A 16274-nucleotide genomic window follows, 5' to 3' on the forward strand; every position below is an offset into this window, starting at 1 on the left:
GAGGTGATGCCGGCACCCATCAACCGGGCCAGCGGCTTGGCGCCACGGGCCTTCGCGTGTTCCTCGGTCTCGATGATCATCAGCGCCCCGGCCTCGCCGAACACGAAGCCGTCCCGGTCCTTGTCGAACGGTCGCGACGCGCGCTCTGGCTCGTCGTTTCGCGTCGACATGGCCCGCATCATCGAGACCGAGGAACACGCGAAGGCCCGTGGCGCCAAGCCGCTGGCCCGGTTGATGGGTGCCGGCATCACCTCCGACGCCTTCCACATGGTTGCTCCGGACCCCAACGGCGAACGTGCCGGCAAGGCGATGACGCGTGCGATGGAACTGGCGGGCCTGTCCCCCAGTGACATCGACCATGTCAACGCGCACGGAACCGCGACACCGATCGGCGATGCTGCCGAAGCCAACGCAATTCGAGCGGCCGGTTGTGAATCCGCCGCTGTTTACGCGCCGAAGTCGGCGCTCGGGCACTCGATCGGCGCTGTTGGCGCGCTGGAATCGGTGCTGACGGTGCTGACCCTTCGGGACGGAGTCATCCCACCGACGCTGAATTATGAGACCCCCGATCCAGAGATCGACCTTGATGTTGTCGCTGGCGAGCCTCGCTACGGCGAGTACCGCTACGCGATCAACAACTCGTTCGGCTTCGGTGGTCACAACGTGGCGCTCGCCTTCGGGCGCTACTGAGCACGGCGTTCGGCGACGACGCGGGCCCACGGGGTCCGCAGAGCTGGACAGGCACGGAAGGAACGTTTGTTACACCAATGACGGAGCTGGTCACCGGGAAAACGCTCCCGAATGTGGTCGTCACCGGCATCGCCATGACGACCGCCATAGCAACTGACGCCGAGAACACATGGAAGTGTCTACTCGACGGTCAAAGCGGGATCCGCAAGCTCGACGACCCGTTCGTCGAGGAGTTCGACCTGCCGGTCAGAATCGGCGGTCACCTGCTGGAGGAGTTCGACCATCACCTGACTCGGGTCGAGCTGCGCCGTACCGGCTACCTGCAGCGGATGTCCACCGTGCTGAGTCGCCGTGTCTGGGAGAACGCCGGCTCGCCCGAGGTCGACCCGAACCGGCTGATGGTCTCCATCGGCACGGGGCTGGGCTCGTCCGAAGAGATGGTCTTCGCCTACGACGACATGCGCGCTCGTGGCATGAAGGCCGTCTCGCCACTGGGTGTACAGAAGTACATGCCCAACGGTGCTGCCGCGGCGGTGGGGCTGGAACGCCACGCCCGGGCCGGCGTCATCACTCCGGTGTCGGCGTGCGCGTCAGGTTCTGAAGGCATTGCCCAGGCCTGGCGCAACATCGTCTTCGGGGAAGCCGACATGGCGATCTGCGGTGGTGTCGAGACCAGGATCGAAGCGGTGCCGATCGCGGCTTTCGCCCAGATGCGCATCGTGATGTCCACCAAGAACGACGACCCGGTGGGCGCCTGCCGCCCGTTCGACCGGGACCGCAGCGGATTCGTATTCGGTGAGGCCGGCGCGCTGATGGTGATCGAGACCGAGGAGCACGCGAAGGCTCGTGGGGCCAACATCCTGGCCCGCATCATGGGCGCCAGCATCACCTCGGACGGCTACCACATGGTGGCGCCGGACCCCAACGGCGAACGCGCCGGGCACGCGATGAGCCGGGCAATCCAGCTGGCCGGGATCACCCCGGCCGAGATCGACCACGTCAACGCCCACGCCACCGGCACATCGGTTGGTGACGTGGCCGAGGGCCGGGCGATCAACAACGCGCTGGGCGGCCACAAGCCGGCCGTGTACGCGCCGAAAGCCGCTCTCGGCCACTCGGTGGGTGCGGTCGGCGCGGTGGAGTCAATCCTGACCGTGCTGGCGTTGCGGGACCAGGTCGTCCCGCCGACGCTGAACCTGGAAAACCTCGACCCGGAGATCGATCTGGACGTGGTGGCCGGGAAACCACGGCCGGGGAACTACCGGTTCGCCATCAACAACTCGTTCGGATTCGGCGGTCACAACGTGGCGATCGCTTTCGGGCGGTACTAGAGGGCGCGCCTACTAGAAAACGCCAAGGATCACCCGATACAACCAGAGCAAGCATCACTGTCGAACTAGGAGACCTGCGATGACAATCATGGCCCCCGAGGCGGTTGGCGAGTCGCTCGACCCTCGCGATCCGCTACTGCGTCTGAGCAACTTCTTCGACGACGGCAGCATCGAATTGCTGCACGAGCGCGACCGCTCTGGTGTGCTGGCGGCGGCGGGCACCGTCAACGGTGTCCGCACCATCGGGTTCTGCACCGACGGCACGGTGATGGGCGGCGCCATGGGCGTCGAGGGGTGCGCCCACATCGTGAACGCCTACGACACCGCCATTGAGGAGCAGAGCCCGATCGTGGGTATCTGGCATTCCGGCGGTGCCCGGCTGGCCGAGGGCGTGCGGGCGCTGCACGCCGTCGGGCAGGTCTTCGAGGCCATGATCCGTGCGTCCGGCTACATCCCGCAGATCTCGGTGGTTGTCGGCTTCGCGGCCGGCGGTGCCGCTTACGGGCCGGCGCTGACCGACGTCATCGTGATGGCGCCGGAAAGCCGCGTGTTCGTCACCGGTCCGGACGTGGTGCGCAGTGTCACCGGCGAGGACGTCGACATGGCCTCGCTCGGTGGACCCGAGACCCACCACAAGAAGTCCGGTGTGTGCCACATCGTCGCCGACGACGAGCTCGACGCCTACGAGCGCGGTCGCCGGTTGGTCGGATTGTTCTGCCAGCAAGGTCATTTCGACCGCAGCAAGGCCGAGGCCGGCGACACCGACATCCGGGCGTTGCTGCCCGAGTCCGCGCGACGGGCCTACGACGTGCACCCGATCGTCACCGCGATCCTGGACGAGGACACTCCGTTCGACGAGTTCCAGGCCAAGTGGGCGCCGTCGATGGTGGTCGGCCTGGGCCGGCTGTCGGGTCGGACGGTCGGCGTGCTGGCCAACAACCCGCTGCGGCTGGGTGGCTGCCTGAACTCCGAAAGTGCCGAGAAGGCAGCGCGTTTCGTACGCCTGTGCGACGCGTTCGGTATTCCGCTGGTGGTCATCGTGGACGTGCCGGGGTATCTGCCCGGTGTCGACCAGGAGTGGGGCGGCGTGGTGCGACGCGGCGCCAAGCTGCTGCACGCGTTCGGTGAGGCCACCGTTCCGCGCGTCACGCTGGTCACGCGAAAGATCTACGGCGGGGCCTACATTGCGATGAACTCGCGCTCGCTGAACGCCACCAAGGTGTTTGCCTGGCCGGACGCCGAGGTTGCCGTGATGGGCGCGAAGGCGGCCGTGGGCATCCTGCACAAGCGCAAGCTGGCCGCCGCGCCCGAGCACGAGCGCGAAGCGCTGCACGACGAGCTGGCCGCCGAGCACGAGCGCATCGCCGGTGGTGTGGACAGCGCCATCGATATCGGTGTGGTGGACGAGAAGATCGACCCGTCGCACACCCGCAGCAAGCTCACCGAGGCGCTCGCTCAGGCCCCCGCCCGCCGCGGCCGCCACAAGAACATCCCGCTGTAGGTCACCTCTTCCCGCGAGCAGACGCTGACGCCCCCGTTTCGTGCCCGAAACGGGGGCGTCAGCGTCTGCTCACCCACAAGCAATTGGGATTGATCAAGCCGACAGCCGGGCCGCCGCAACCAGAGGTGCATGGTTCGGCCGTGGTTTCTCCTCAGGGCTGTTGCTGCCCACTGGGACAACCGCCATCCCGTGGCGTGGCCGCTGACTGCCACGTTGGCGACGGTATGTCTTCAGATACTGATCGATCTCATCCCGCCGCAACGGCGTCGCGAAGATACTGGTGTTGTTGGCGGAGTCGCCAACGCTGTGTGACTGGTCGAGCCTGCGAGAGCCGGCCCGGAACCCTGCAACCGCTACGACCAGACAAACAATCAGTCCAACGGCGGCGGCAATGGCCAGTGCGCTTTCAGCGGCGAGGGCGGCTACGAGCCCCCCGAGGAAGGCGAAAGCCAAAAGCAGCGATAAGTAAGCGAGTCCAACGACGTACACAGTCCGAAATTGCTTCAACACACACATCACCCTTTTCGATCTGAACACCGACCACCGATACTGCTACGCTACGCGTATCGTATCGCTACGTTCAGTGTAGCGCATAATGGAGCAGCAATATTCCCGTCGAGCCAGAACGGTGGAGCTAGATGGTGCAGCGGCAGGCTGTCGAAGACGGCATCGCACAGTCCACGCTGGCCTTGTTGCGCGCCGGCGGTCCGCGCGCGGTTACGGTCGAGGCGGTTGCCTCGCACTCGGGCATCGCGAAGACAACGATTTACCGACGTCATCCCAATCGCCGGGACATGCTGTCCAGCGCCCTGGCACGAGTGGCCTCGCCCGAACCGCTGGACCCCCGGACGGAGGCACCCGATCGGCTTCGCTGGGTGGTCAAACATGCCGTCGAGATGATCGAGGACGGCATCGGACTTGGCGGCCTGGCGGCAATGCTCACCGAGGACGACCCCGAATTCGCCGCCTCGTTCCGACAGATCCTTTTCGACCAGCGCGCGAAACTCGCTGCCGCGATCGATCTGGGGAAAGCCGATGGTTCGATGCGGGCCGACCTCGATGCCGAGACGTTGATCGATGCGGTGGTCGGCGCCTACATCGCCGAAAGTGCCCGCACCGGATCGGTCGCGGATGGCTGGGAAGAGCGGTTGTTCAACCTTCTCTGGCCCGCCGCGCAAGCGGGGTGAGGACCCCGCGCGAGCAGACGCAAAAGCCCCCGTTTCGAGTTCGAACCGGGGCTTTCACGTCTGCTCACCCAACACTGTCGCCCACCAACAACCGCGCTTCCTCCTCGGTCTCGACCGACGGCCCGGACCCCGGCAACGGCTTACCGGCTACCTCTGGCGTGAACAACAGCGTCACCACACCCACGACCCCGGCGAACATCAGCATGTAGGCCGGCACCAACTGATTACCGGTGGCAGATACCAGTGCCTGGGCGATCAGCGGCGTCACACCCCCAACCGTCGATATCGACAGGTTGTACGAAATCGCCAGCGCCCCATAGCGAACCTTGGTGGGAAACAAGGCGGGCAGCGCCGACGGCGTCGTGCTGTCAAAGCACAACTCCATCAGCCCCACCAACAGCACACCGATGAAGATCACCGGATAGGCCGAGCCGTGCAGCATCAGCAGAAACGCCGGGATCGACGCCACGATCAGCAGCCCACACCCAGTACGCATGATCGGTTTCACCCCGAGCCGGTCCGACAGCTTCGCCACGAACACGATCGTCGCCATCAGCACGGCCAGCGTCGCCACGATCATCACCAGCGCGGGCGTCTCGGCAACGTGCACAACGGTTTTCAAGTAGGTGGGCAGGTAGCCGGTGACCATGAAGTCGGCAACCTGGGAGGTCAGCACCAGCGCAGCGCAGATCAGCATCGGCCGCCACTGCTCCACCACCGTGCGCCGGAACTGATTGCCATTTTCCTCGGCCTCCGCCTCCTGATGGGCCTGCTCGAAGGCCGGAGACTCGCCCAGCCGCAGCCGCATGTACAGCGCGATCAACCCCAGCGGCGCCGCCAGCAGCAGCGGCACCCGCCACCCCCAGGCCAGCCAGTCGTCGTCGGGCAGCCACGCCTGCAGCCCGGTGACCAGGAACCCGGCCACCACGAAGCCGATCAGGTTGCCCAGCGGCAGAAACCCGACCAGCATGCCGCGCTTACGGTCCGGTGCCTGTTCGACCAGGTACGTCATCGCGCCGACGAACTCGCCGCCGGTCGACAGACCCTGAAAGATCCGGGCGACGACAAGCAGGATCGGCGCCCAGATCCCGATCGTGCTGTAACCGGGCAGCAGACCGCTCATCGTCGTCCCGATCGTCATCATCATGATGGTGATCACCAGGACACGCTTACGACCGATGCGGTCACCGAGCGGGCCGAAGATCATGCCGCCCACCGGACGCACCACGAACGCCGCCGCCAGCGTGCCGAAGGTGGCGATCAGATGGACGGCGCTGGCGCTGTTGCCTGGATAGAACACCTGGGCGATCGTGGTGGCGATGTAGCCGTAGACCCCGAAGTCGTACCACTCCATGACGTTGCCGATCGCGGTGCCGGTGATCGCACGAGACATCGCGCTGGAATCCGTCACGGTGATCTCGTCACGCGTCCACTGCTGGGGAGGCTGGGCAGGGCCAGAGGTGTTCATCGACACGTCTGTTACCCCTACTACAGCGGCTCGAACCAGCCGCGGCCGGGCTAACCCACCCCGGCCAGGAACTCCTCGGCCACCGAAACGACCTTCTCGCGGTCACGCGGCACCAGGCCGATACGGGTACGACGATCGAGGATGTCGCCGACGTCGAGCGCGCCCTCGTGCGTCACCGCGTACTCGAACTCGGCCCGGGTGACGTCGATACCGTCGGCGACAGGGTCGGTGGGTCGCTCGCACTTCGCGGAGGCGACCACCGTCGCCGACTCGGCACCGTAGCGTGCCAGCAGCGAGTCGGGTATCCCCCGCCCCGGTCCCGCGGCCGGCCCCGGGTTCGCCGGAGCACCGACCAGCGGCAGGTTACGGGTCCGGCATGGTGCGGCGTGCAGCTGTCGCAGGCTGATGGCACGGTTCAGCACATCCTCTGCCATGTACCGGTATTCGGTGAGTTTGCCGCCGACCACGCTGATTACGCCGGTCGGCGACTCGAAGATGGCGTGGTCGCGCGAGACGTCGGCGGTGCGGCCCGCACCGGTGTCAATCAGCGGCCGCAGTCCGGCGTAGGAGCCGATCACGTCGGAGGCCGAGACAGCCGTGCCCAGCGCCGTGTTCACCGTGTCCAGCAGGAAGGAAATTTCGGCCGAAGACGGTTCGGGCACATCGGGAATCGCACCCGGCGCGTCCTCGTCGGTCAGCCCCAGATAGATCCGTCCCAGCTGCTCGGGCATCGCGAACACGAACCTGTTGAGCTCCCCAGGAATCGGAATCGTCAGGGCCGCAGTCGGATTGCCGAACGCACTGGCGTCGAACACCAAATGCGTTCCCCGGCTTGGCCGTAACTTCAGCGCCGGGTCGATGTCCCCCGCCCACACTCCCGCGGCATTGACCACCGCACCGGCGGACACATCGAACGACTCACCGCTGCGCTGGTCGGTCAACCGCACCGAGGTGGCGGTCGCCTCGGACGCGGCGACGTAGGTAAGGATCCGCGCCCCATGCTGCGCCGCGGTGCGCGCGACGGCCGTCACCAGCCGGGCATCGTCGATCAACTGCCCGTCGTAGTTGAGCAGTCCCCCGGCCAGGCCGTCCCGCTGCACCGTGGGCGCCATCTCCACCACGCGGCTTGCCGAGATGCGCCGCGACCGGGGCAACGTCGACGACGAGGTACCCGCCAGCAGCCGCAGCGCGTCACCCGCCAGGAAGCCGACCCGCACCAGCGCACGGCTCGCATAATTCATCGACGGCAACAACGGAACCAGTTGCGGCATCGCATGAACCAGGTGCGGCGCGTTGCGGGTCATCAGGATTCCGCGCTCGATAGCGCTGCGCCGGGCGATACCGATGTTGCCGCTGGCCAGGTAGCGCAGTCCGCCGTGCACCAGTTTCGAACTCCAGCGGCTGGTGCCGAACGCCAGGTCGTGCTTCTCCACCAGTGCGGTCCGTAATCCACGGGACGCCGCGTCCAACGCGATTCCGACGCCGGTGATGCCGCCGCCGATCACGACGACGTCCAGCGGTTCACCGTCGGCCAGGGCTTCGAGCTCGGAGGTGCGACGGGCGGCGTTCAACGCGGTCGAGTGATCCATCAGGACAGGTATCCATTCAGTGAGTGGGTGAGTTCGGCGGCGAGTGCTTCGTCGTCGAGGATCGGTTTGACGATGTCGACGGATTGGATGGTCGATTGGGCGATCAGCAACACCATGGTCGCGAGCTGGCGCGGGTCGCCGGGCCGCACGCTGCCCGACCGCTGCGCGACTTCCAACCGCGCCGCCATGCCTTCGATCAGGAACAACTGGCTGGCGCCCAGGCGCTCGGTGATGTAGACGCGCGCCAGCTCCGAGTGCATCACCGACATGATCAGTTCGTCGCGGCGCAACCGGTTGGCCACCGCGACCACCTGGTTCACCAGCGCCTCGCGGTCGTCGCCGTCGAACGGCACCTCGCGCATGACCGTGGTGATGTGGTTGGTCAGCAGGGTCGACATGATCGACTGCGTGTCCGGCCAGCGCCGGTAGACCGTCGGGCGGCTCACGCCGGCGCGGCGGGCGATCTCGGCGAGCGTCACCCGGTCGGCGCCGAAATTCACCACACAGCTCGCAGCCGCGGCAAGTATGCGATCCCCGGTGTCCGAATTAGGATCGTTACTCATTGACATCATGTGTAATACTGTAACGCATGACGCACCTTGAGGAACTCCTTCCGCCGATGAAATGGAACGCGTGGGGAGATCCCGCCGCCGCCAAGCCACTCTCCGAGGGGATCCGGTCCCTGCTCAAGCAGGTTGTGGGCCTCGATGATTCGGAGCAAACCGAGCTGGAAGCCGACCAGGTGACGCTGCGCCCGTCGGCCCTGTCGGAGGAGGACCAGGATGGGCTGGCCAAGATCGTCGGCCCTGAGTTCTTCCGCATCGCGGATCGTGACCGGCTGTTGCGCGCCGGCGGCAAGTCCACGCCGGACCTGCTGCGCCGCAAAGACCGGGGCGTCCAGGATGCTCCCGACGCGGTGCTGCTGCCGGGCGACGACGAGGCCGTCGCCGCCATCCTGGGGTACTGCTCCGACCGCGGCATCGCCGTCGTCCCGTTCGGCGGTGGCACCAACGTCACCGGCGGGCTCGATCCGACCCGCGGTCAGTTCGGCGCCGTGATCTCGCTGGATCTGCGGCGCTTCAACCAACTGCATTCCCTCGACGAGGTGTCCGGCATCGCCGAACTGGGCGGTGGCGTCACCGGCCCAGAGGCCGAGCGGCTGCTTGGCGAGCGCGGCTTCTCGCTCGGGCATTTCCCGCAGAGCTTCGAGTACGCCACGATCGGCGGCTTCGCGGCGACGCGGTCCTCGGGTCAGGATTCGGCCGGTTACGGCCGCTTCAACGACATGATCCTGGGTCTGCGGCTGGTCACGCCGGTCGGCGTGTGGGACCTGGGCCGAGTGGCGGCCTCAGCCGCCGGACCCGACCTGCGCCAGTTGGCGATCGGGTCTGAAGGCACGCTCGGCGTGATCACCAAAGTGCGACTGCGGGTACACCGCGCGCCGCAAACCACTCGCTACGAGGCGTGGTCGTTCCCCGACTTCGCCACCGGCGTCGCGGCACTGCGCGCCGTCACCCAAACCGGCACCGGACCGACCGTCGTGCGGCTCTCCGACGAAGCCGAAACCGGTGTGAACCTGGCGACCCACGAAACGATTGGCGAAAACCAAAGCGGCGGTGGATGTTTGGGCTTGACGGTATTCGAGGGCAGCGCGGAACATACCGAGAGCCGGCACGCCGAGACCCGCGCGCTGCTGCAGGCCCACGGCGGCAGGTCGCTGGGCGAAGGCCCGGCCAAGACCTGGGAGCACGGCAGGTTCAGCGCACCGTATCTGCGTGATTCCCTGCTGGCCGCCGGAGCGCTGTGTGAGACGTTGGAGACCGCCACCGACTGGTCCAACATTCCCGCGCTCAAGGCCGCGGTGACCGAGGCGCTGACGTCCTCGCTGGCCGAATCCGGCACTCCGGCACTGGTGATGTGCCACGTCTCGCACGTCTACCCGACCGGCGCATCGTTGTACTTCACCGTGGTGGCGGGCCAGCGCGGCAATCCACTCGAGCAGTGGTGGGCCGCCAAACGAGCCGCCTGCGACGCGATCATGGCCACCGGCGGCACCATCACCCACCACCATGCGGTGGGTGCGGACCACCGCGCGTGGATGCGCGACGAGGTCGGCGATCTCGGCGTGCAGGTGTTACGCGCGGTCAAGGCGACCCTGGACCCGGCCGGAATCCTCAACCCCGGCAAGCTGATTCCGTGACCGCAGAGGACTCGGTCACCGGCCGGCTGAACCGGCGCGAGATCGCCAAGGTAACCGCGCTGACCAATCCGTTGTCGGGCCACGGCGCCGCGGTCAACGCATCGCATCTGGCGATCGCCCGGCTCAAGCATCGCGGTATCGAGGTCGTCGAGATCGTGGGTGAAGACGCGGACGACGCCCGTTATCTACTGGCAGCTGCGGTCGAGAAGGGCACCGACGCCGTGGTGGTCACCGGCGGCGACGGCGTCATCTCCAACGCGCTGCAGGTGTTGGCCGGCACCGATGTCCCGTTGGGCATCATTCCGGCGGGCACGGGCAACGACCACGCCCGCGAATTCGGCATTCCCACAAAGGATCCCGAGGCCGCCGCGGACGTCGTGGTGGACGGGTGGTCGGAAATCATCGACCTGGGCCGCATTCGTGACCGAAAGGGCATCAACAAGTGGTTCGGCACGGTGGCGGCCACCGGGTTCGACTCGCTGGTGACCGACCGGGCCAACCGGATGACCTGGCCGCACGGGCGGTTGCGCTACTACCTCGCAATGTTCGCCGAACTGTCGCAGCTGCGCCTGTTGCCGTTCCGGCTGGTGCTGGACGGAAAACACGAGATCGAGGCCGATCTCACAATGACGGCTTTCGGCAACATGCGAAGTTACGGCGGCGGAATGCTGATCTGCCCCAACGCCGATCGGGCCGACGGCCTGCTCGATCTGACCATGGTCAGATCGGAGTCACGGACCAAGCTGATCCGTTTCTTCCCCACCGCCATCAAGGGCACCCATGTCGGACTCGACGAGGTGACCACCGCGCGGGCCAAGACCGTCGAGGTCGAGTGCCCGGGGATCAACGTCTATGCCGACGGCGACTTCGCGTGTGCGCTGCCGGCCGAAATCTCTGCGGTGCCGGCGGCGCTGCGGGTGTTGCGGCCCAAGCGGGTGTAACGGCCGGGTCGCCGAGCGCGACATCTTCAGCATGTTGGGCAAGTCCGCACCGGTTGCATCGGCAGCTTTGATCGCCGCGCTGTGCCTAGCCCCCTTTGCCCAGGCGAGCGAAGTCGCATCCTGGAACGGCGAATACATCATGGTGCTCGGCGCCAATGCGAAGTCCGGTACCAGCATCGCGGCTGGCCAGAATGAATTCGCCCACCGGACCAGTGTTTCCATCACGTCGAGTTGCACCGCGGGCGTTTGCACCGCGACCGTCACCAACCCGCCGCCGCCCAAGAACGATTCAATGCCCAAGACCATTGAATTCACCTGGAACGGGGCGCAGTGGGTCCGCGAGATGGCCTGGAATTGGGACTGCCTGCTGCCCGACGGAACCGTCGAATACGCTCCGGCGAAGTCGATTACGGTCTACACGCCGGGGCAGTACGGCATTCTCACCGGTGTCTTCCACACCGATATCGCCAGCGGCGCCTGCAAGGGCAATGTCGACATGCCGGTATCGGCGAAACCTGTTTCGGGGCCGGTTACCTAGTCACTCACCGCCCGCCCCCGTTACGGCCGGGCGCCAAAAATATGCGATTGGCAAACCTCGCCGAGGATTTGCTGGCAATTCCGCGGAACCATGCAATTATGAGCCTGGTCAAATCTTCCGATGGTCAAAAGTCTTCCAGGCGAGAGGCTCACGATGTTGCAACTGATTGCCGCACCCGACCTGATTTCGGCAGCCGCGGCAAATGCCGCCGGTATCGGCTCCTCGATCGGGGTGGCAAACCTGGCGGCATTGGCTCCGACCAGCACAGTGGTGGCCGCCGCCGCGGACGAAGTATCAGAGGCGATCGCGTCGCTGTTTTCCGGCCACGCGCTGGACTACCAGACGTTGAGTGCGCGGGTGGAGGCGTCCTACCAGCAGTTTGTGCGGACGCTGAGCGCCGCCAGCGGGGCCTATGCCGCCGCCGAGGCGGCCAGCGCCGGCCCGCTGCAGCCCGTTCTCGACGTCATCAATGCGCCGACGAACTTCCTGTTGGGACGTCCGCTGATCGGTGACGGGACCAACGGCGTGGCCGGCACGGGGCAGGCCGGCGGCGACGGCGGGCTCCTGTGGGGCAACGGCGGCACGGGCGGATCGGGTGGGGCCGGGCAGGCAGGTGGCCGCGGTGGCAATGCCGGTTTGATCGGTAACGGCGGCACCGGCGGCGCCGGGGGTCTGCGCGGCGGCGTGGGCGGTGCCGGCGGCACGGGCGGATGGTTGCTGGGCAACGGCGGAGCAGGCGGCACCGGAGGATTGGGCGGCAACGTGTACCCCTTCGGAACCGTCGCCGGGGGCGCCGGCGGAATCGGCGGACGAGCGTTGTCCCTGTTCGGCACTTCAGGGGCGACCGGTGACGCCGGTGCCTTCCTCCCAATCATGTTCGCAACCCCGCAAGAGGCAGCCGCGTATGCCCTGGCGACCCCGGACGCCAATTTCCTGCTGATCGGCACCGACGGAACAAATCTCGCCCGGGTCCTGGCCGATCCCGCCAACCTGCACTTCCGCGCGCTGATGGAACAGAGCGTCACGTCCGCATCGACGATCGTCGGGCACACCACCATCTCCAACCCGTCGTGGACGACCATCCAGACCGGCGTGTGGGGCGAGACGACCGGGGTGACCAACAACATCTTCACGCCCTGGACGTACGACGACTGGCCGACCGTCTACAACCACCTCGAGAACGCCTATGGCGATGCCGTCAACACCACGGTCATCGCGGACTGGAAGGTCATCACCGACATCGCTGCAGCCGGCTCGAACCCGGCCGACCACTGGGAATTCGTCCCGCAGGTCCCGGGTGATGCAAGCTGGGAACTGACGTCGAATCTGGTAGCCGAAAAGGCAATAACCGCGATTGGCGACGCCGACCCACTTAAGAGCAACCTGATCTTCGCGTACTTCACCGGCCCCGACGTCAACGCACATGCCTTCGGCGGAGATTCGCCGCAGTACGCGGCCGCGCTGCGGAACATGGACGCCAATCTCGGCTACCACACAGTCGGCGGCGGCGGCCTGTTGGGTGCCGTAGCTCAGTGGGAGTTCGAGAACCCCGGCGAGCAATTCTCCGTGATGGTAGTCACCGACCATGGCGAACTCGGACCGCCCCAATTAGGCGGCATCACCCACGGCTTCCAATCACCAATCGAGACAGCCTCATTCGTGATCTTCGATCAGGCCTACAACGATACGTACGACGGGTACATCAATAACTCATGGCAGATCGTCAGTTCGACACCGACGATTCTCGATCAGTTCTACCTCCCGCAGCCGGGGTATATGCAGGGCGCGCCACTGACCAGCCCCGTCTTCTCTGGCACTTATGTGAATCCCGACCCCAACCTGTTCAGTGTGGTCACCGCCGATTTCGCCGCGCAGGGCTATCCCGACATCGCGACCAACATCAACCTGACGGCGCGCACGCTCGTCTCGTCGATTCCCTACCTGGCATACGAGCCGATAGCCGGCGTCATCCATGCAATGCCGGAATTCCTGCAGGTACCGGTGTCCTGGATCGGCGCCGGCGTGTACCAAGCCCTCAACATCCCGGCGCAGATGTTTGTCCGGTTCACCGGCGTGACCGGCAACGAAATCATCCCGCCGATACTCAACCCGTTCCTCACCTGATTGGGCCGAGCAGACGCAAAGGCCCCCGACACGCCGTGCGTGCGGGGGCTTTCGCGTCTGCTCGCGGGAGCTAGCCGACGCCCCGGCTCAGCCAGGTCACCTCGCCGGCGTCGCCGCCGTCGCGATACACCTCGAGCGCCTCGTCCCACGCCGTTCCCAGTACCGAATCCAGTTCGGCGGCAAGGGTGTCGGCGCCCTGGGCCATCAGCCGGCGCAACCGCATCTCCCCGACCATGATGTCGCCGTTGGCGCTCATCGCCCCGCTCCACAGACCCAGCTGCGGCGTATGACTGAACCGCTGGCCGTCGACGCCGGGGCTGGGATCCTCGGTGACTTCAAACCGCAAGACCGACCATGAGCGCAACGCGTTCGCCAACCGAGCACCCGTCCCGACGGGACCCACCCAGTTGGTGACCGCGCGCAACTGCCCGGGCATGGCCGGCTGCGGGGTCCACACCAAGTTCGCCTTGGCTTGCAAGGTCGACGACAACGCCCATTCGACATGCGGGCATACCGCCGCTGGGGAGGCGTGGACGTACACCACACCGCCGGTCACGTCGGCGAATTGATTCGACGCACGCATCTGTTGCTCCTTCGGTTCCACGAGGGACGTCTTCCCCAACGACCTGGTGAACCCGACGAGCGAGATACCTGCTGATATTTAAGTGTCCTGCGTGTCTATTGTGCCCTGTGATACCGGTGTTGCGCTAGTGTGTGTTTTTCCCGGTCGCTGAGCCGGTCACTACACCGCTCGTCAAGCGGTCACTGCGCGCCGATCACCCGGTCCGACACCGCAGGCCAGAGGTCCAGCGCCCACTCACCGAAGTCGCGGTCGGTGAGGACCACCAGCGCCAGATCCGCGTCCGGATCCACCCAGAGGAACCCGCCCGACTGGCCGAAATGACCGTAGGTGCGCGCCGAGTTGTCGGCCCCGGTCCAATGCGGGGACTTCCCGTCCCGCAGCTCGAAGCCCAACCCCCAGTCGTTGGGGCGCTGCACACCGTATCCCGGCAGCACCCCATTCAGACCGGGGAACTGCACGGTCGTGGCGTCGTCGTGCATCTGCGCCGATACCGTCGTCGGCCGGAGCAGATCGCCGGCGAACGCAACGAGGTCGGCAACCGTCGAGGTCGCCCCGAACCCGGCCGCGGCGGCCCCGCCCTCGAGACGCGTATCGGTCATGCCCAGCGGCTCGCACACCGCCTCGGCCAGATAGCGACCGAACTCGATCCCCGACTCCCGCTCGATCGTTTCGGCGAGCACGGTGAAGCCGTAGTTCGAATACACCCGCCGGGTGCCGGGCCGGGCCAAAGTGTCACCCGACGACATCGCCAGGCCCGACGCGTGCGCCAGCAGGTGGCGGATCGTGGACCCCGCCGGCCCGGCCTCCGTGTCGAGGTCGACGACGCCTTCCTCGATCGCGATCTGAGCGGCCCGGGCCACGATCGGCTTGGTCACCGACGCCAACGCGAACACACGCTCGGTGTCGCCGCGGGTGACCCGCACACCGTCCGGCCCGACGACGGCGGCAGCGACATTCGGCACCGGCCAGTCGGCAAGCTCGGAGAGCGCACCCATCACTTGGTGGCGATGTAGTAGTTGTTCAGCGGGTCGGACTCGATCTCGGCCACCCGCACGTTCGCGAACCCGGCCTCGGCCAGCATCGCGGTGGCCAGCTGCGTCCCCCACGCCGTGCCCAGCCCGGCGCCGTCCAGCGCCAGCGACACGGTCATGCAATGCATCAGCGAGGTGGTGTACAGGTAGGTGCTCATCGGCCGGTCGACGTTTTCCTCGAGTCGGCTCGACGCCTTGATGTCGGCCATCAACAGCACCCCGCCGGGGCGAAGCGCGCGGTGGATGTTGGCCAGCACCCGGGCCGGTTGCGCCTGATCGTGAATCGCGTCGAAGACGGTGATGACGTCGTAGGCGCCGTCCTTGTCGAGTTCCGCGAGGTTGGCGCGCTCGAAGATGGCGTTGGTCAGACCGAGCGCAACGGCCTCCCGGCCGCCCGTCGCGATGGCTTCCTCGGAGAAGTCGATGCCGGTAAAGCGACTGTCCGGAAACGCCCGCGCCATCACGTTGACCGCATGCCCGCTGCCGCACCCGAAGTCGGCAACGTCGGCACCGGAGCGCAACCGCTCCGGAAGGCCGTCGACGAGCGGCAGCACGACGTCGACGAGCGAAGCATCGAAGATCGCGCCACTCTCCTCGGCCATCAGCTGGTGGAAGCGCGGGTATTCGCTGTACGGCAGCCCGCCGCCCTCCCGGAAGCAGCCGACGATCTTCTGTTCGACGTTGCCGAGCAGCGGCAGGAACTGCGCCACCACCGCCAGGTTGTTGGGCCCCGCGGCGCGGGTGATCGCCTGCGCCCGGTGGGCCGGCAGCGTGTAGGTGCCGGTGTCGGCGTCGTAGTCGACGACGTGCCCGGTGGTCACGCCACCCAGCCACTCCCGCACGTAGCGCTCGTTCAGGCCGGCGGCCTCGGCGATCTGCGCGCTGGTCGAGGGCGGCAACCCGGCCATCGTGTCGAACAGACCGGTCTGATGCCCGATGCTCAACAACAGCACCAGGCTGGCGGCGTCGATGGCACCCACGATCCGGGCGCTGAATTCCTCTGTGCTCTCGGCAGCCGACTCGGGTCCCGTCATGGTCAGCGACGCTACACCGGCCGGCCGCGCGGATCACCGTCCCGAACACTAGGTTGA

General features: G+C 66.6%; 14 protein-coding genes and 1 pseudogene. 8 read left to right on the plus strand and 7 right to left on the minus strand.

The window, feature by feature from the left end:
• A partial coding sequence (locus A9X01_RS29000) for a beta-ketoacyl synthase N-terminal-like domain-containing protein (protein ID WP_436405258.1) occupies positions 1–269 on the minus strand: 269 nt, incomplete at its 3' end.
• Here A9X01_RS29000 and kasA point away from each other — a divergent pair.
• From kasA to A9X01_RS10700, 4 genes and pseudogenes are all read left to right on the plus strand, one after another.
• Positions 178–690 (plus strand): annotated as a pseudogene (gene kasA / locus A9X01_RS10680) (3-oxoacyl-ACP synthase KasA); the annotation flags it as partial. The gene A9X01_RS29000 and the pseudogene kasA sit on opposite strands and share 92 nt — an antisense overlap.
• A gap of 77 nt (positions 691–767) precedes the next feature.
• A complete protein-coding gene (gene kasB / locus A9X01_RS10685; RefSeq protein WP_065120734.1) occupies positions 768–2021 on the plus strand; it encodes a 3-oxoacyl-ACP synthase KasB in 1254 nt (417 codons plus the stop codon).
• A gap of 79 nt (positions 2022–2100) precedes the next feature.
• On the plus strand, positions 2101–3522 hold the full coding sequence (locus A9X01_RS10690; protein WP_065120735.1) for an acyl-CoA carboxylase subunit beta: 1422 nt from the start codon (positions 2101–2103) through the stop codon (positions 3520–3522).
• 638 nt (positions 3523–4160) lie between these two features.
• Positions 4161–4709, plus strand: a complete 549-nt coding sequence (locus tag A9X01_RS10700; RefSeq protein WP_065120737.1) for a TetR/AcrR family transcriptional regulator — start codon at positions 4161–4163, stop codon at positions 4707–4709.
• Positions 4710–4773: 64 nt separating this feature from the next.
• On the opposite strand, the gene A9X01_RS10705 is transcribed toward A9X01_RS10700, so the two are convergent.
• From A9X01_RS10705 to A9X01_RS10715, 3 genes are all read right to left on the minus strand, one after another.
• A complete protein-coding gene (locus A9X01_RS10705) occupies positions 4774–6102 on the minus strand; it encodes an MFS transporter (protein ID WP_065120763.1) in 1329 nt (442 codons plus the stop codon).
• 125 nt (positions 6103–6227) lie between these two features.
• Positions 6228–7766 carry a glycerol-3-phosphate dehydrogenase/oxidase gene (locus tag A9X01_RS10710; RefSeq protein ID WP_155772023.1) on the minus strand — a complete coding sequence of 513 codons (1539 nt, stop codon included), beginning with the start codon at positions 7764–7766 and terminating at the stop codon, positions 6228–6230.
• Positions 7766–8338: a TetR/AcrR family transcriptional regulator gene (locus A9X01_RS10715; protein ID WP_065120739.1), complete on the minus strand. Its 573-nt coding sequence runs from the start codon at positions 8336–8338 to the stop codon at positions 7766–7768. Before A9X01_RS10715 ends, A9X01_RS10710 begins: the two co-directional genes overlap by 1 nt.
• A 47-nt stretch (positions 8339–8385) precedes the next feature.
• Here A9X01_RS10715 and A9X01_RS10720 point away from each other — a divergent pair, with 47 nt between their 5' ends.
• The 4 genes from A9X01_RS10720 to A9X01_RS10735 all read left to right on the plus strand — a co-directional run bounded on the left by A9X01_RS10720 (position 8386) and on the right by A9X01_RS10735 (position 13569).
• Positions 8386–9966 (plus strand): FAD-binding oxidoreductase, encoded by a 1581-nt coding sequence (locus A9X01_RS10720; RefSeq protein WP_155772025.1) that lies wholly within the window; start codon positions 8386–8388, stop codon positions 9964–9966.
• Positions 9963–10907 carry a diacylglycerol kinase gene (locus A9X01_RS10725; RefSeq protein WP_065120741.1) on the plus strand — a complete coding sequence of 315 codons (945 nt, stop codon included), beginning with the start codon at positions 9963–9965 and terminating at the stop codon, positions 10905–10907. Before A9X01_RS10720 ends, A9X01_RS10725 begins: the two co-directional genes overlap by 4 nt.
• Before the next feature lie 34 nt (positions 10908–10941).
• A complete protein-coding gene (locus A9X01_RS10730) occupies positions 10942–11445 on the plus strand; it encodes an Rv2253 family sensor-like surface protein (RefSeq protein WP_436405259.1) in 504 nt (167 codons plus the stop codon).
• A 153-nt stretch (positions 11446–11598) separates the two neighbouring features.
• Positions 11599–13569, plus strand: coding sequence for a PE domain-containing protein (locus tag A9X01_RS10735; protein WP_065120743.1), 1971 nt, complete (start codon positions 11599–11601; stop codon positions 13567–13569).
• Positions 13570–13639: 70 nt separating this feature from the next.
• Here A9X01_RS10735 and A9X01_RS10740 read toward each other — a convergent pair whose 3' ends face one another.
• The 3 genes from A9X01_RS10740 to A9X01_RS10750 form a co-directional block, all read right to left on the minus strand.
• Positions 13640–14152 carry a DUF3145 domain-containing protein gene (locus A9X01_RS10740; RefSeq protein ID WP_036360928.1) on the minus strand — a complete coding sequence of 171 codons (513 nt, stop codon included), beginning with the start codon at positions 14150–14152 and terminating at the stop codon, positions 13640–13642.
• 179 nt (positions 14153–14331) lie between these two features.
• A complete protein-coding gene (locus tag A9X01_RS10745; RefSeq protein WP_065120744.1) occupies positions 14332–15147 on the minus strand; it encodes a serine hydrolase domain-containing protein in 816 nt (271 codons plus the stop codon).
• Complete coding sequence (locus A9X01_RS10750; protein ID WP_065120745.1) at positions 15147–16217, minus strand: class I SAM-dependent methyltransferase; 1071 nt, start codon at positions 16215–16217, stop codon at positions 15147–15149. The genes A9X01_RS10745 and A9X01_RS10750 overlap by 1 nt, the downstream gene beginning before the upstream one ends.
• Positions 16218–16274 lie beyond the last annotated feature (57 nt).

The sequence above is a fragment of the Mycobacterium asiaticum genome, assembly GCF_001668675.1.
Taxonomy (GTDB): domain Bacteria; phylum Actinomycetota; class Actinomycetes; order Mycobacteriales; family Mycobacteriaceae; genus Mycobacterium; species Mycobacterium asiaticum_D.

Bases quoted from the DNA above. Each gene is read 5' to 3' on its own strand.
- A9X01_RS10745 (WP_065120744.1), bottom strand. From the start codon at position 15,147: ATGGGTGCGCTCTCCGAGCTTGCCGACTGGCCGGTGCCGAATGTCGCT.
- A9X01_RS10705 (WP_065120763.1), bottom strand. From the start codon at position 6,102: ATGTCTCGTGCGATCACCGGCACCGCGATCGGCAACGTCATGGAGTGG.
- A9X01_RS10690 (WP_065120735.1), top strand. From the start codon at position 2,101: ATGACAATCATGGCCCCCGAGGCGGTTGGCGAGTCGCTCGACCCTCGC.
- kasB (WP_065120734.1), top strand. From the start codon at position 768: ATGACGGAGCTGGTCACCGGGAAAACGCTCCCGAATGTGGTCGTCACC.
- A9X01_RS10700 (WP_065120737.1), top strand. From the start codon at position 4,161: ATGGTGCAGCGGCAGGCTGTCGAAGACGGCATCGCACAGTCCACGCTG.
- A9X01_RS10720 (WP_155772025.1), top strand. From the start codon at position 8,386: ATGAAATGGAACGCGTGGGGAGATCCCGCCGCCGCCAAGCCACTCTCC.
- A9X01_RS10735 (WP_065120743.1), top strand. From the start codon at position 11,599: ATGTTGCAACTGATTGCCGCACCCGACCTGATTTCGGCAGCCGCGGCA.
- A9X01_RS10710 (WP_155772023.1), bottom strand. From the start codon at position 7,766: ATGGATCACTCGACCGCGTTGAACGCCGCCCGTCGCACCTCCGAGCTC.
- A9X01_RS10750 (WP_065120745.1), bottom strand. From the start codon at position 16,217: ATGACGGGACCCGAGTCGGCTGCCGAGAGCACAGAGGAATTCAGCGCC.
- A9X01_RS10740 (WP_036360928.1), bottom strand. From the start codon at position 14,152: ATGCGTGCGTCGAATCAATTCGCCGACGTGACCGGCGGTGTGGTGTAC.
- A9X01_RS10715 (WP_065120739.1), bottom strand. From the start codon at position 8,338: ATGATGTCAATGAGTAACGATCCTAATTCGGACACCGGGGATCGCATA.